The following is a 13,311-nucleotide window of genomic DNA, read 5'->3' on the forward strand; positions in this document are numbered from 1 at the left end:
TAAGCGCAGCGCCACCCGGCGAACAGACAACTCTATTCTTTATTCTTCTGCTCAATGGACGCCAGGATCCCGCGCAGGATGTTCAGCTCCTGGCTTTCCGGACGCGCGCGGGTAAACATACGGCGCAGCTTGTTCATCACCTGTCCCGGGTGACCTTCGCGGATAAAGCCGGTTGAGAGCAGCGTCTGCTCAAGGTGACCGTAGAAGCGCTCGAGGTCGTCCACCAGCGGGTAGGCGCTCTCTTCCTGAGGCTCGGTACGCTCTTTCTCCTGCGTCGCCAGCCATGCCATACGTACTTCATAGGCGATAACCTGCACCGCCATCGCCAGGTTCAGCGAGCTGTATTCCGGGTTGGCGGCAATCGCTACGTGGTAGTGGCACTTCTGCAGTTCGTCGTTGGTCAGGCCAACGCGCTCGCGGCCAAATACCAGCGCAACCGGTGCCTGTTCCGCTTCTGCGACACTTTTCAGGCCGCATTCGCGCGGGTCCAGCATCGGCCACGGCAGCGTGCGGGAGCGCGCGCTTGTGCCGACAACGAGGCTACAACCAGCCAGCGCTTCATCAAGGGTATCGACGATCTGGGCGTTGCCGATCACGTCGCTGGCACCGGCCGCCAGGGCGATGGCCTGCGAGTCTGGTTTTACCAGCGGGTTAACCAGCCACAGGTTCGTTAAGCCCATGGTTTTCATAGCGCGGGCAACGGAGCCCATGTTGCCGGTGTGCGATGTTTCGACCAGCACGATTCGAATGTTTTGCAGCATAATTTTAGATGTCTGGATTCTGTGTCTGAAGAATATTCGGGCATATTATCATAAACGGGAGACATAATCCGATCCCGCTGCTATACTCTGCGCCGATTTTCCTGTTCTTTAACATCCAGTGAGAGAGACCGATGCATCCGATGCTGACCATCGCCGTGCGCGCAGCGCGCAAGGCGGGTAATGTAATTGCCAAACACTACGAAACCCCAGACTCCGTAGAAACCAGCCAGAAAGGCAGCAATGATTTCGTGACTAACGTCGATAAAGCCGCAGAAGCGATTATTATCGAAACAATCCGCAAATCTTACCCACAGCACACCATCATCACCGAAGAAAGCGGTGAACATGAAGGTACCGATCAGGATGTTCAATGGGTTATCGATCCACTGGATGGCACCACCAACTTCGTCAAACGCCTGCCACATTTCTCTGTGTCTATCGCAGTACGCATTAAAGGCCGTACTGAAGTCGCCGTTGTTTACGATCCAATGCGTAACGAACTGTTCACCGCTACCCGCGGTCAGGGCGCACAGCTGAACGGCTACCGCCTGCGCTGCAGCAATGCACGCGATCTGGATGGCACCATTCTGGCGACCGGTTTCCCGTTCAAGGCGAAACAGCACGCGACGACCTATATGAATATCCTGGGCAAACTGTTCACCGAATGCGCAGATTTCCGTCGCACCGGTTCTGCAGCGCTGGATCTGGCCTACGTTGCGACCGGCCGCGTTGACGGTTACTTCGAGCTGTCACTGAAGCCGTGGGACTTTGCGGCGGGCGAGCTGATCGCACGTGAAGCAGGCGCGATTGTTTGCGATTTCACCGGCGGCCACAACTACATGACCACCGGCAACATCGTTGCAGGTAACCCACGCGTTGTTAAAGCCATGCTGGCAAACATGCGTGAAGAACTGAGCGATGCGCTGAAGCGCTAATGCCGAAAATCTCCTCTCCCTGTGGGAGAGGGGATCCCAACTAAAATGGCCGCAATCCCCTCCCCACCGGCACCGCACTCATCCACATCGTCACCGCCGCCACCAGCAGAATCACCCCGCCCGCCAGCGCGAGCGTAGTCCACCCTACCTGTCGCCACAGCACCGGCGTTTTATTGCCGCTGAGTTTAACCGCCAGCTGATGGAAGCTGTGTACCAGCAGCGCTAAAGACGAAATGGTGAGAGACGTTCCTGCCGCCATCGCCAGCGCGGACAGCATTCCCCAGCCAAACACGCCGATTACCTTACTGAACAGCAGCACCATGATCGCCCCCGAGCACGGGCGCATACCCATCGAGAGAACAATCATCAGCCGCGCGCGCCAGTCGTCGCCGTTCTGTAATTGTTCCTGCGTGGGCAGATGCTGATGCCCGCATCCGCAGTTTTCATTATGAACGTGGTGCGGCGTAAAGGTCTTGAATTTCGGCTTTTGCAGCAGCACGCGCAGCTTTTTGAGCGCCCGCAAGCAGAGGATCAGCCCCAGCACGCCCACCAGCGCATAGCTCCCTTTTTCAAGCCAGAAACTGCTCATGTGTAGCTGACGGGCAGGCAGCTGTAAGAGTGAAAGGACTATCACGACGAGCGCAATCGCCACGCCGCCCTGCAGCAGCGAGGAGGCCAGCGTCAGGCCAATGCTCGATCTCAACTTCGACGGATGGGTAGCAAGCCAGGTGGTGATGACAATTTTGCCGTGCCCCGGCCCCAGCGCGTGCAGAACACCATAGATAAAGCTAAACGCCAGCAGGGAACCGCCCGCTTTTGTCGGATTCTCCGCCACCGCCTTCAGCAGCCCGCTCATCTGTTGATTGACTTCACGCTGCCAGATGATGCTTTTCATCATCACCTGCGGCCAGGCCTGCCACAGCCAGAGCGAACCGCAAACGGCGAGCAGGAGAAAAAGCGCCAGCGGCCAGAGATGAAGCCAGCGGCGCGGTTTTTGGTGCGAAGAGGAGATCACTGACATTGTAACGTCACCTCCTGCGCAAACTGTTTACCCAGCTCCATGTCCTCCGGCGGCGCATCTTCTTTGTCGAGAGAGACCGCAAAGTTCAGCGTCTCTTCGCTGGGCTTTGGCGTGTGGACGGTAAGCTTACATTTCTTTTGTAGCGATGCCGGAAGCTGCACGTCGCTGTCCTCGGCGTAGCTCATATCGACATAGTAGGTGGGGTCAAAGGTGGAGAAACGATACTTTTGCCCTGCCAGCGGCTGAGGGTGTGCCAGCGGGAGAATAAATGTCAGCACCGCCTGATGCCCGTCTCGCGTCATACCGTATTCCGTGGGCCGGTTAAGAAATTTGACCTTTTGCCCGTTATGCCAGAACTCGGTGAAATAGTGCTGACCGAGCACGTTGGCCATCACTTCTGCCGCCAGCTTTTTCCAGATCTCATCGCCAGGCTTTGCGTTTCCCGCATCATAGAGCAGATCCGCCGAGGTGATTTCATCCATCGTCCAGCGCATTTTCAGGCCGCTGAGCTGCGTGCCGTCCGTCACAAGCTCGGTTTTCAGGCTGATAAAACTGTGAGGATGTGCGCTGACGGCAAAGGTGATAACCGCCAAAAATAACGCCATCGCGCTTTGTTTAACTATTTGCATCAATTCCTCACGTCAAAAATTCTGTGATGTTCCCCAGCAATCCTGAATGAAAGGCCTGCCGGCGCGCTTTTCAGCGCTCATCCTTTAGCTATTCTTATCAAACATTCACACTGGATACCCGACAGATGATGACGACGCTTGAAATTCCATCTGTGCTTTCCAGTTCGCAGCGCCGCTGCCAGGTGCTTTTGATGCTTTACCTGCCCGATGCTGCCGTCACCGCACAGAGCATAATCGCTGCCAATGGCGTGGACGACGCAATGGCACGGCAAGATATAGCCGAGACGCGCGATGAAATCCAGCGCTATCATCGGCTTGATATCGTCACGCACCTCGACGGCAGCTACCGAATTGAAGGTTCGGTCCTGAATCAGCGTTTATGCCTGCTGCACTGGCTGCGCAGGGCACTTCGGCTTTGCCCGCAGTTCGTCTCTCACCAGTTTACTCCCGCGCTTAAAACCGCACTTAAACAGCAGGGCATCGCTCGTCCACTCTATGATGACACCAACCTGCGAGCATTGATCAACTTCTGTTCGCGAAAGCTTCAGCGTCCGTTTGACTGCCGCGACGTACAGTTTTTACAGCTGTTTTTGCAATACTGTCTGATCCAGCATCATCTGGGCAATACGCCGCAGTTTTCCCACGTTCAGCGCAGCTGGACGCAATCGAGAGGGGAATATTTCACCGCGCAGGAAATCGTGCGCCACTGGAAACGGCGCGTTCCGCAGGGAACGCACAGCGATGAACAGCTGTTCCTCGCGCTGTTGTTTATGATGCTGCGCACCCCCGACCCGGTGCTTGACAGACATCAGCAGGATCAACGCCTGCGCCGCACCATAGTGCGGATGATCGCGCGCTTTCGGGCCCAAACCGGGATGAATTTTAGCGATGAACAGGGGCTGACCGATCAGCTTTATATCCATCTTGCTCAGGCGTTAGATCGCTCACTGTTTGAAATCGGCATCGATAACAGCCTGCCGGAAGAGATTCATCGGCTTTATCCGCGGCTGTTACGCACCACCAAAGAGGCGCTGTTTGAGCTGGAAGCAGAGTTCGGGCTGCGTTTCTCCGATGAAGAGATGAGCCTGGTGGCGGTGATTTTTGGTGCCTGGCTGATGCAGGAGACCGATCTGCATGAAAAACAGGTGGTGTTACTGACCGGGGAAGATAAAGCATGTGAAGCGTTGATTGAGCAGCAGCTGCGCGAGCTGACGCTGTTGCCGCTCAATATTCGTTATCTGACCCTGCACGCGTTTCAGAAGGGAGGAGCACCCCGTGAAGCTGCGCTGGTGATCACCCCTTACCCAACCGCCCTGCCGTTGTTCTCGCCGCCGCTGATCCATGCCGTTGAGACATTGAACGCGCAGCAGCAAGAACATATTCGCGCGATGCTGGAATCCTAGTTACGCGCGTGCCGTCACTTTGGGGCGAACGATCATTGCGGGTAGCGCAACGAGCGCCATCACCCAGAATACGCCGTGCCCAAGGTGCTGATACAGGAAGCCTGCAAAGACCGTCATCACGGCTATGCTGCCGCCCATTGCCACCGCAGAGTAGACCGCCTGCAGTCGAATCACATCCCCACCCTCACGCGCAGAGATGTAGCGCATCGCCGCCAGGTGGCACACGGTAAAGGTACCGCAGTGCAGAATTTGCGCCACAATCAGCCACGGTAGTTCGGTCGTCCAGCCCATAATCCCCCAGCGTGCCACGCCGCACACGGCAGAAAGCAGCAGCAAATCGCGCGCGCCGAAGCGACGGAACAGTTTTTTACTGAGCGCAAAGATGATCACTTCCGCCACGACGCCGAGCGACCACAGGTAGCCTACCGCAGAAGCAGAGTAGCCCGCCCCCTGCCAGTAGATGGCGCTGAACCCATAGTACGCCGCATGCGCCCCCTGAAGCAGGCAAACGCACGCCAGAAAACGCCAGCTTTGTGCCACCAGGCTCCGCCAGGCCGGCCAGCCTGCGCTCTCCTGGTGACGGCTTTCGCCCTGCGGCATTACCGACGGACGCAACAGCATCCCCAGCAGCATGGAGGCAATACCCACGCTCAGTAACGCAAGGATGGCGTGATAGTCGTACAGGCTGACCAGCTTACCCACCAGCGCCGAGCCGATCACGAACGCAATCGATCCCCAGAGACGCACGCGGCCATAGTCCATGGTGATCTGCTTTTGCCAGGTGTTCGCCAGGGCATCCGTCAGCGGCACCAGCGGTGAGAAGAACAGGTTGAAGCCAACCATGACCACCATCAGCCAGGCAAACTGCTGACTCACCCAGAAGCAGGCGACAAAGACCAGAGTGAGTAGCGCAAGTATGCGCACGGCCTTGATCAGTAAGGAGGGATCGCTGACGCGCGGCGCAATCAGCAGACTGCCCAGGAAACGCGCCACCAGTCCTGCGCCAAGCAGAACGCCGATGGACTCAGGGGTGAGACCGATTCCCTTGAGCCAGACGCTCCAGAAAGGCAGAAAAATACCGTAGCTAAAGAAGTAGGTGAAGTAGCTGAGCGCCAGCCAGCGCGTGGAATGCAAGACCATGAATCCCTCCCGAAATGGAGGCGATAGTCTGGCGTTTATCCTGCACTTTAGCAAGTCGTTAGCGCGCTATAAATTAACGATAAATTAACATCATGGACAGCTGGTCGGCGTATGGCGAGAGCGGCAAAATTGTATTACGTTTAAAGAACATCGCCTGAAGAGGTCGTTTGCCATGAACAGCTTACGTTATTTCGATTTCGGCTCCTCACGTTCTTTCCTGCTTTTGATTGCCCGTATTGCTATCGTTGTCCTGTTTATTATTTTTGGCTATCCCAAACTCACGGGGTTTAGCGGCACCGTTCAGTATATGACGTCACTCGGCGCCCCCATGCCTATGCTGGCCGCGATTATTGCGGTGGTGATGGAGGTCCCCGCGGCAATTCTGATCGTGCTGGGCTTTTTCACCCGCCCCATCGCGGTGCTCTTTGTCTTTTATACGCTGGTAACGGCGGTGATAGGCCACCATTACTGGGATATGACCGGTGATGCGGTTGTGCCGAACATGATTAACTTCTATAAGAATGTGAGTATTGCCGGTGCGTTTATTTTGCTGGCGATTGTGGGACCGGGGGCCATATCTCTTGACCGACGTTAGCCCATAAAAAAAGGCCGCAAGCGCGGCCTTTTTTATTTCTGCAAAGCAGAGGGATTATGCGTATACCGGGAAGCGTGCGCAGATATCCAGAACTTTACCTTTGACGCGCTCAATAACCGCTTCGTCATTGATGTTGTCCAGAACGTCACACATCCAGCCTGCCAGCTCTTTCACTTCCGCTTCTTTGAAGCCGCGGCGAGTCACTGCCGGAGAACCGATACGGATACCAGAGGTCACGAACGGGCTCTTCGGATCGTTTGGCACGCTGTTTTTGTTCACGGTGATGTTGGCGCGGCCCAGGGCTGCGTCAGCTTCTTTACCGGTCAGGTTCTTATCAACCAGATCCAGCAGGAACAGGTGGTTTTCAGTACCGCCAGACACCACTTTGTAGCCACGGCTCAGGAACACTTCCACCATCGCTTTAGCGTTCTTAGCAACCTGCTGCTGGTAAACTTTGAACTCTGGCTCCATCGCTTCTTTCAGCGCTACCGCTTTTGCGGCGATAACGTGCATCAGCGGGCCGCCCTGCGCGCTTGGGAACACGGCAGAGTTCAGTTTCTTATACAGATCTTCGTCACCGCCTTTCGCCAGGATCAGGCCACCGCGTGGACCCGCCAGGGTTTTGTGGGTGGTGGTGGTCACAACGTGAGCGTGTGGAACTGGGTTCGGGTAAACGCCTGCCGCGATCAGACCCGCAACGTGCGCCATATCAACGAACAGGTAAGCACCGATGCTGTCTGCGATTTCACGCATTTTTGCCCAGTCAACGATACCGGAGTAAGCAGAGAAGCCACCGATGATCATCTTCGGTTTGTGCTCTTTGGCCTGCTTAGCCATGTCTTCGTAGTCAATTTTACCGGACTCATCAATACCGTAAGGGATGATGTTGTACAGTTTGCCGGAGAAGTTAACCGGGGAGCCGTGAGTCAGGTGGCCGCCCTGCGCCAGGTTCATACCCAGAACGGTATCGCCCGGCTGCAGCAGCGCGGTGTAGACCGCGAAGTTAGCCTGAGAGCCTGAGTGCGGCTGCACGTTCGCGTAGTCTGCGCCAAAGAGTTCTTTCGCACGGTCAATCGCCAGCTGCTCAACGATATCAACGTACTCGCAACCGCCGTAGTAGCGCTTGCCCGGATAACCTTCAGCGTATTTGTTGGTCAGCTGAGAACCCTGCGCCTGCATCACGCGCGGGCTGGTGTAGTTTTCGGAGGCGATCAGTTCGATGTGCTCTTCCTGACGTACTTTTTCCTGCTCCATAGCCTGCCACAGTTCGGCATCATAATCGGCAATGTTCATTTCACGCTTTAACATCCGCATCTCCTGACTCAGCTAACAAGTAAATTTTGGCCTGAAAAGGCAGTCCTGTTGGACGACGGGCAACAGTATAACTGAATAGTTCTGCGATAACAGGTCTTGACAAACGATTTTACGCAAACGTTTCCCTCCACGCCACGCAAGGGTTTGAGGAATAAAGCTCTCATCATTTTCAACGGATTTCTTTTCAGGTTTGTGATGCATATTTTTCATCTTGCAAAGAACCATTTACAACGCAGGGTTATTTTTTATAAGATGCATTTAAAATACATCATTAAATGTGACATCAGAAGGACGCGCTCATGCTCGACGCTCAAACCATCGCTACCGTTAAGTCCACAATTCCCCTGCTCGTGGAAACTGGCCCTAAACTCACCGCGCATTTCTACGATCGTATGTTCTCGCACAACCCGGAGCTCAAAGAAATTTTCAACATGAGCAACCAGCGCAATGGCGACCAGCGTGAAGCGTTGTTTAACGCCATCGCAGCCTACGCCAGCAATATCGAAAACCTGGCGGCACTGCTGCCTGCGGTAGAAAAGATTGCGCAGAAACATACCAGCTTCCAGATCCAGCCTGAGCAGTACAACATCGTTGGCGGCCACCTGCTGGCGACGCTGGACGAAATGTTCAGCCCGGGCCAGGAAGTGCTGGACGCGTGGGGTAAAGCCTACGGCGTGCTGGCAAACGTGTTTATCAACCGTGAAGCGCAAATCTACAGCGAAAACGCCAGCAAGAACGGCGGCTGGGAAGGCACGCGCGCGTTCCGCATCGTCGAGAAAACCCCACGCAGTGCATTGATTACCAGCTTTGAATTTGAGCCGGTGGACGGTAAACCTGTGGCCGACTACCAGCCGGGCCAGTATCTGGGCGTGTGGCTGAAGCCTGAAGGTTTCCCGCATCAGGAAATTCGCCAGTATTCCCTCACCCGCAAGCCAAACGGTAAAGGCTATCGCATTGCGGTGAAACGCGAAGATGGCGGTCAGGTCTCAACCTGGCTGCACAACGAAGCCAGCGTAGGCGATGTAGTTCATCTGGCCGCGCCGGCGGGCGATTTCTTTATGGCCGTTGACGGCAATACGCCAGTGACGCTGATCTCTGCGGGTGTCGGTCAAACGCCAATGCTGGCGATGCTCGATACGCTGGCAAAAGCAAACCACGACGCGCAGGTAAACTGGTTCCACGCCGCAGAGAACGGCGACGTGCACGCTTTTGCGGATGAAGTGAAAACGCTCGGGGCGTCCCTGGCGCGCTTCACCGCGCATAACTGGTATCGCCTGCCGACGGAGGCTGACCGCGCAGCCGCACGCTTCGACAGCGAAGGTCTGATGAATTTAAGCCAGCATGAAGGGGCGTTTAGCGCACCGGACATGCAGTTTTACGTCTGTGGGCCGGTGGCGTTTATGCAGTATGCCGCGAAGCAGCTGGTTGAGTTGGGCGTGAACAAAAACAACATTCATTACGAATGTTTCGGGCCGCATAAGGTGCTGTAATGAAAAAGCCCCTCGTTCGAGGGGCTTTTTTTCGCCGGGTGGCGGCTGCGCCTTACCCGGCCAACAAAACCGTTGGCAATGTTAAATCGCAGCGTCGTCTTCTTCGCCGGTACGGATACGGATCACGCGCGCCACGTCAAAGACGAAGATTTTCCCGTCGCCAATTTTGCCCGTCTGCGCGGTACGAATGATGGTATCCACGCAGGTATCCACGATATCGTCGCTGACCACGATTTCAATTTTCACTTTCGGCAGAAAGTCGACCATGTACTCCGCGCCACGGTAAAGCTCGGTGTGGCCCTTCTGACGACCAAAACCTTTCACTTCCGTTACTGTCATCCCGGTGATGCCGACTTCCGCCAGCGCTTCACGTACATCATCCAGTTTGAAAGGTTTAATAATCGCATCAATCTTTTTCATGGTGGGTCCTTAAACTCATGCCTGTAAGCTGCCTCGTAATCGATTGCTCACAGTACCATACGGCATTACTCTTTAAAATCGTTTGCTTCCAGCTCGTGGCGCGACAGCAGCTTGTAGAACTCGGTGCGGTTGCGTCCGGCCATGCGCGCCGCGTGGGTCACGTTACCCTTCGTAATCTGCAGCAATTTGCGCAGGTAGTTCAGTTCGAACTGGTTACGCGCTTCGGCAAAGGTCGGCAACGCCGTGTTTTCTCCTTCCAGCGCCTGCTCCACCAGCGCGTCGCTGATAACGGGCGACGACGTCAGCGCCACGCACTGCTCAATCACGTTGACCAACTGGCGCACGTTGCCAGGCCACCCGGCGGTCATTAGCCTTTTCATTGCATCAGTGGAAAACGCGCGCACGAAGGGTTTATGGCGATCCGCGGACTGGCGCAGCAGATGGTTTGCCAGCAGTGGGATATCTTCCGCACGCTCGGCCAGCGCAGGAATTTTCAGGTTCACCACGTTCAGGCGGTAGTAGAGATCTTCACGAAACTCATTGCGCGCCATCACTTTTGGCAGATCCCGGTGGGTGGCGGAAATAATACGCACGTTGATGTCGATATCGCGGTTGCTGCCGAGCGGACGCACTTTTCTCTCCTGCAACACGCGCAGCAGTTTCACCTGCAACGGCGCGGGCATATCGCCAATCTCATCGAGGAACAGCGTGCCGCCTTCCGCCGCCTGGAAAAGCCCTTCACGGCTGCTCACCGCGCCGGTGAAGGCGCCGCGCGCGTGACCAAAGAGTTCGGATTCGAGCAGTTGCTCCGGAAGCGCACCGCAGTTAATGGCGATAAAGGCATTTTTAGCGCGCGGGCTGGCGTTGTGGATCGCCTGCGCCAGGATCTCTTTCCCGGTACCGCTCTGGCCGTTGATCAAAACGCTGACGTCAGATTGCGCCACCATTCGTGCCTGCTCAAGCAGACGCAGCATGACGGGGCTTCGCGTCACGATGGACTCACGCCAGGCATCATCACCAGAAGGCGCGGCATGCTCCAGCGCGCTGTCGATGGCTTTATAGAGCGCGTCTTTGTCCACCGGTTTGGTGAGGAAGCTGAACACCCCTTGCTGGGTTGCCGCGACCGCATCCGGGATCGAGCCGTGGGCAGTCAAGATGATAACCGGCATGCCGGGCTGCTGCTTTTGAATCTCTGCAAAAAGCTGCAGGCCATCCATTTCGTCCATCCGCAGATCGCTGATCACCAGATCAATCTTCTCGCGGCTGAGCACTTTCAGCCCCTCCTGCCCGCTTTCCGCCGTCACAACGCTGTAGCCTTCACTGACCAGGCGCATTCCCAGCAGCTTTAACAGCCCAGGATCGTCATCGACCAGTAAGAGATGGGCAGGTTTACGGCTTGTCATGGCTTCACATCCTCTTCTTTCTGCGCGTCACCGTCCGGCGACGCGGCAGAATTTCCTTTCGACGAATCTGGCAAATAGCTGCCTGCGGGTTTTCGCGTCGACAGTTGCCTTTCAATATCGGTCAGATTTTCAAGCTTGCGCGTGGTGGTCTCAAGCTGGGTGCGCAGATAATTCTGCTGCTGGCGAAGCGTATCAAGCTCGCCGTCCGTTGACTGCTGTAATTTGCTGTAGCGAGAACGCTCTTCAGACAGCTGAAGCTGTAATGCCTGACCGTCCCGCCAGAGTTGATATATCGGCCGCACCTGCGCAGGAATGTTGGCGCTGAACGCGTCCAGACGCGTGATATTCGTGCGGCGCTCCACGGGCGTGATTTTGGCATCGCCAAGCAGAATGGCACGTTTAAAGGTCGCCTGCCATGCGTTGTCGCCCCACATCGTGGCTTGCGCCCGTGCCTCTACGGGTTCCAGACGCTGCGCACAATCGATGCCACGTAGCCAAAACAACGGGTTGGTATCAACTTCATGTCCTGATAAGTGCCAGATGCCCTCGCAGGGGGTGGTCAGGAAATCCGCCAGCTGATTTTCAGGCCATTTTTCTTCCGGCTTTTCACTGATTGCGCTCTTCGGGGCATGGGTCACACACCCCGCCAGCAGTAAACACGGCAGACTTAGACGTACGGTATTGCGGGAAAACATCGCGCGTGCGGCGCGGAAAAAAACGTGTGACATACTCACCAGACTTAGATTCATTTTATTGATTTTCCGGCTTAAGAGGCAGTTCGATACGAAAGCACACATCCGACCGTTCATCACTGACGATATTAAGTTCGCCGTGCATGCGTCGTATGCCGTCGCGGGCAATACTGAGGCCCAGACCACTTCCTTTTACCGCACCTTTTCGCTGATGACTGCCCTGGAAAAAGGGTTCAAAAATCATCGTTTTTTCTTCATCCGGAATCGGGGTGCCCGTATTCGCTACATCGATAAACACCCGGGAACCCGCCCTGTAGCTTCGGATATAAATGTTACCGGATTCAGTACCATAGTGCACCGCATTGGAATAAAGATTATCCAGAACGCTCATAAACAGCATGGGCTCTGCAAGACAGGCGGGCTCGCTAAGATCGACCTGGGTATGCATCATTTTAGCTCTTGCTGGCAGGCTATGGGCGGAGATCACCATATCCACTATCGGTGCAATCTCCACATTTTCCAGTACCACTGCCCCGTCCGCCAGCTTACGGTTGTAGTCCAGCAGCTGCTCAATCAGCTTTTGCAGATTCCGGCTGCTGTCATCGAGGATCTCGACAATCTCTTTTTGCTCAGAGGTCAGCGGGCCAGCCACTTCGTCCGCCAGCAGCTCGGTGCCTTCTCGCATGCTGGCGAGAGGTGTTTTGAGTTCGTGGGAAATGTGACGGAGGAACTGATGACGCTGCGTTTCCAGCCACGCCAGACGTTCGGAAAGCCAGATGATCCGCTGACCCACTGAACGCAGCTCGCGCGGCCCGGTGAAAACAACCGTATCACCGAGAGACTTCCCCTCACCCAGACGGTTAATCATCCGCTGTATGCCCTTCACCGGACCGATAATCATGCGGGTGAACAGCAGAACCAGAGCAAGACTGACCAGAAACAGGACCAGCGCCTGCCAGCCGAAGAATTGACCGCGCTCGGCGATTTCCTGCTGCAGCTGCTGCCCGCGAGAGAAGATCACCGTGCGTGTAGACTGGACCATTTCCGTATTGGCATTAGCAAACGCTTCCAGCCGCGCGGCGGCGGCGGCATCCGGGCCGCTATTTTTACACTGTAGCTGAGCCAGATCGTTCAGGTCCTGACGTAATGCCTGGTAGAGTTTGTCGTCCGGCAGCACGCCCGCGTGGGCATCCAGCATTTCGCTGTAGCGTTTACGTTGATTCTGGTAAACCCGCTCCAGGGTGCGATCGTCCAGCACGCAATACTGGCGATAGCTACGCTCCATCTCCAGCGCGGCGTTAGTCATTGCTTCGCTTCGCCTTGCATCAATTAGCGTCGTGCGATTCGTCAATGCCGCCTGCGCGCTTAGCGCATTGAGACTTTGCCAGGCCTGCCACGCCAGTATCAGTAAAGGGAGCAGGATAAGCAGGAATGCCATCATGACGAGCTGTCGCAGGGAGCGAGGGAAAACAGACCAGCGTTTCAACGCATTACTCTCTTAATGGGGG

13 protein-coding genes are annotated in these 13,311 nt (G+C 55.8%); 4 read left to right on the plus strand and 9 right to left on the minus strand.

All coding sequences use genetic code 11. From position 1 onward, the window contains the following. Nucleotides 1-32 precede the first annotated feature (32 nt). Complete coding sequence (gene trmJ / locus ACTJJA_RS14860; RefSeq protein ID WP_440668547.1) at nt 33-761, minus strand: tRNA (cytosine(32)/uridine(32)-2'-O)-methyltransferase TrmJ; 729 nt, start codon at nt 759-761, stop codon at nt 33-35. 131 nt (nt 762-892) lie between these two features. Between trmJ and suhB the strand changes: the two genes are divergently transcribed. Next, a complete protein-coding gene (suhB, locus tag ACTJJA_RS14865) occupies nt 893-1,696 on the plus strand; it encodes an inositol-1-monophosphatase (protein ID WP_010434013.1) in 804 nt (267 codons plus the stop codon). Between the two features lie 40 nt (nt 1,697-1,736). Here suhB and ACTJJA_RS14870 read toward each other — a convergent pair whose 3' ends face one another. After that, on the minus strand, nt 1,737-2,717 hold the full coding sequence (locus ACTJJA_RS14870; RefSeq protein ID WP_440668548.1) for a nickel/cobalt transporter: 981 nt from the start codon (nt 2,715-2,717) through the stop codon (nt 1,737-1,739). Beyond that, entirely contained in the window at nt 2,708-3,346 is a 639-nt protein-coding gene (locus ACTJJA_RS14875; protein WP_108416738.1) for a DUF1007 family protein, read from the minus strand. The genes ACTJJA_RS14870 and ACTJJA_RS14875 overlap by 10 nt, the downstream gene beginning before the upstream one ends. 125 nt (nt 3,347-3,471) lie before the next feature. Here ACTJJA_RS14875 and csiE point away from each other — a divergent pair, with 125 nt between their 5' ends. After that, the gene (csiE, locus tag ACTJJA_RS14880; protein ID WP_174340920.1) at nt 3,472-4,749 is read left to right on the plus strand and encodes a stationary phase inducible protein CsiE; all 1,278 of its coding nucleotides are present in this window, start codon (nt 3,472-3,474) and stop codon (nt 4,747-4,749) included. Here the strand turns inward: csiE and ACTJJA_RS14885 are convergent, their stop codons facing one another. Continuing rightward, a complete protein-coding gene (locus ACTJJA_RS14885) occupies nt 4,750-5,889 on the minus strand; it encodes a 3-phenylpropionate MFS transporter (RefSeq protein ID WP_420984578.1) in 1,140 nt (379 codons plus the stop codon). It lies immediately after the preceding gene. 172 nt (nt 5,890-6,061) lie between these two features. Here ACTJJA_RS14885 and ACTJJA_RS14890 point away from each other — a divergent pair, with 172 nt between their 5' ends. Beyond that, nucleotides 6,062-6,484, plus strand: a complete 423-nt coding sequence (locus ACTJJA_RS14890) for a DoxX family protein (RefSeq protein ID WP_440668549.1) — start codon at nt 6,062-6,064, stop codon at nt 6,482-6,484. A 54-nt stretch (nt 6,485-6,538) separates the two neighbouring features. On the opposite strand, the gene glyA is transcribed toward ACTJJA_RS14890, so the two are convergent. After that, on the minus strand, nt 6,539-7,792 hold the full coding sequence (glyA, locus tag ACTJJA_RS14895) for a serine hydroxymethyltransferase (protein ID WP_042714241.1): 1,254 nt from the start codon (nt 7,790-7,792) through the stop codon (nt 6,539-6,541). A gap of 305 nt (nt 7,793-8,097) precedes the next feature. Here glyA and hmpA point away from each other — a divergent pair, with 305 nt between their 5' ends. Then, complete coding sequence (gene hmpA, locus ACTJJA_RS14900) at nt 8,098-9,288, plus strand: NO-inducible flavohemoprotein (RefSeq protein WP_440668550.1); 1,191 nt, start codon at nt 8,098-8,100, stop codon at nt 9,286-9,288. 81 nt (nt 9,289-9,369) lie between these two features. Here the strand turns inward: hmpA and glnB are convergent, their stop codons facing one another. From glnB to qseE, 4 genes are all read right to left on the minus strand, one after another. Beyond that, a complete protein-coding gene (gene glnB, locus ACTJJA_RS14905) occupies nt 9,370-9,708 on the minus strand; it encodes a nitrogen regulatory protein P-II (RefSeq protein ID WP_003860685.1) in 339 nt (112 codons plus the stop codon). A 65-nt stretch (nt 9,709-9,773) separates the two neighbouring features. Beyond that, on the minus strand, nt 9,774-11,111 hold the full coding sequence (gene glrR / locus ACTJJA_RS14910) for a two-component system response regulator GlrR (RefSeq protein ID WP_100165739.1): 1,338 nt from the start codon (nt 11,109-11,111) through the stop codon (nt 9,774-9,776). Further along, nucleotides 11,108-11,860, minus strand: a complete 753-nt coding sequence (gene qseG / locus ACTJJA_RS14915) for a two-component system QseEF-associated lipoprotein QseG (protein ID WP_108416743.1) — start codon at nt 11,858-11,860, stop codon at nt 11,108-11,110. Before qseG ends, glrR begins: the two co-directional genes overlap by 4 nt. 1 nt (nt 11,861) lies before the next feature. Beyond that, on the minus strand, nt 11,862-13,289 hold the full coding sequence (gene qseE / locus ACTJJA_RS14920; RefSeq protein WP_108416744.1) for a two component system sensor histidine kinase QseE/GlrK: 1,428 nt from the start codon (nt 13,287-13,289) through the stop codon (nt 11,862-11,864). Nucleotides 13,290-13,311: the final 22 nt, after the last annotated feature.

It is taken from the genome of Enterobacter sp. 22452 (assembly GCF_052045065.1).
GTDB classification, from domain to species: domain Bacteria; phylum Pseudomonadota; class Gammaproteobacteria; order Enterobacterales; family Enterobacteriaceae; genus Enterobacter; species Enterobacter mori.

Excerpts from the sequence above, each read along its gene's own strand:
- trmJ (WP_440668547.1), bottom strand. The coding sequence starts at position 761 with ATGCTGCAAAACATTCGAATCGTGCTGGTCGAAACATCGCACACCGGC.
- suhB (WP_010434013.1), top strand. The coding sequence starts at position 893 with ATGCATCCGATGCTGACCATCGCCGTGCGCGCAGCGCGCAAGGCGGGT.
- ACTJJA_RS14870 (WP_440668548.1), bottom strand. The coding sequence starts at position 2,717 with ATGTCAGTGATCTCCTCTTCGCACCAAAAACCGCGCCGCTGGCTTCAT.
- ACTJJA_RS14875 (WP_108416738.1), bottom strand. The coding sequence starts at position 3,346 with ATGCAAATAGTTAAACAAAGCGCGATGGCGTTATTTTTGGCGGTTATC.
- csiE (WP_174340920.1), top strand. The coding sequence starts at position 3,472 with ATGATGACGACGCTTGAAATTCCATCTGTGCTTTCCAGTTCGCAGCGC.
- ACTJJA_RS14885 (WP_420984578.1), bottom strand. The coding sequence starts at position 5,889 with ATGGTCTTGCATTCCACGCGCTGGCTGGCGCTCAGCTACTTCACCTAC.
- ACTJJA_RS14890 (WP_440668549.1), top strand. The coding sequence starts at position 6,062 with ATGAACAGCTTACGTTATTTCGATTTCGGCTCCTCACGTTCTTTCCTG.
- glyA (WP_042714241.1), bottom strand. The coding sequence starts at position 7,792 with ATGTTAAAGCGTGAAATGAACATTGCCGATTATGATGCCGAACTGTGG.
- hmpA (WP_440668550.1), top strand. The coding sequence starts at position 8,098 with ATGCTCGACGCTCAAACCATCGCTACCGTTAAGTCCACAATTCCCCTG.
- glnB (WP_003860685.1), bottom strand. The coding sequence starts at position 9,708 with ATGAAAAAGATTGATGCGATTATTAAACCTTTCAAACTGGATGATGTA.
- glrR (WP_100165739.1), bottom strand. The coding sequence starts at position 11,111 with ATGACAAGCCGTAAACCTGCCCATCTCTTACTGGTCGATGACGATCCT.
- qseG (WP_108416743.1), bottom strand. The coding sequence starts at position 11,860 with ATGAATCTAAGTCTGGTGAGTATGTCACACGTTTTTTTCCGCGCCGCA.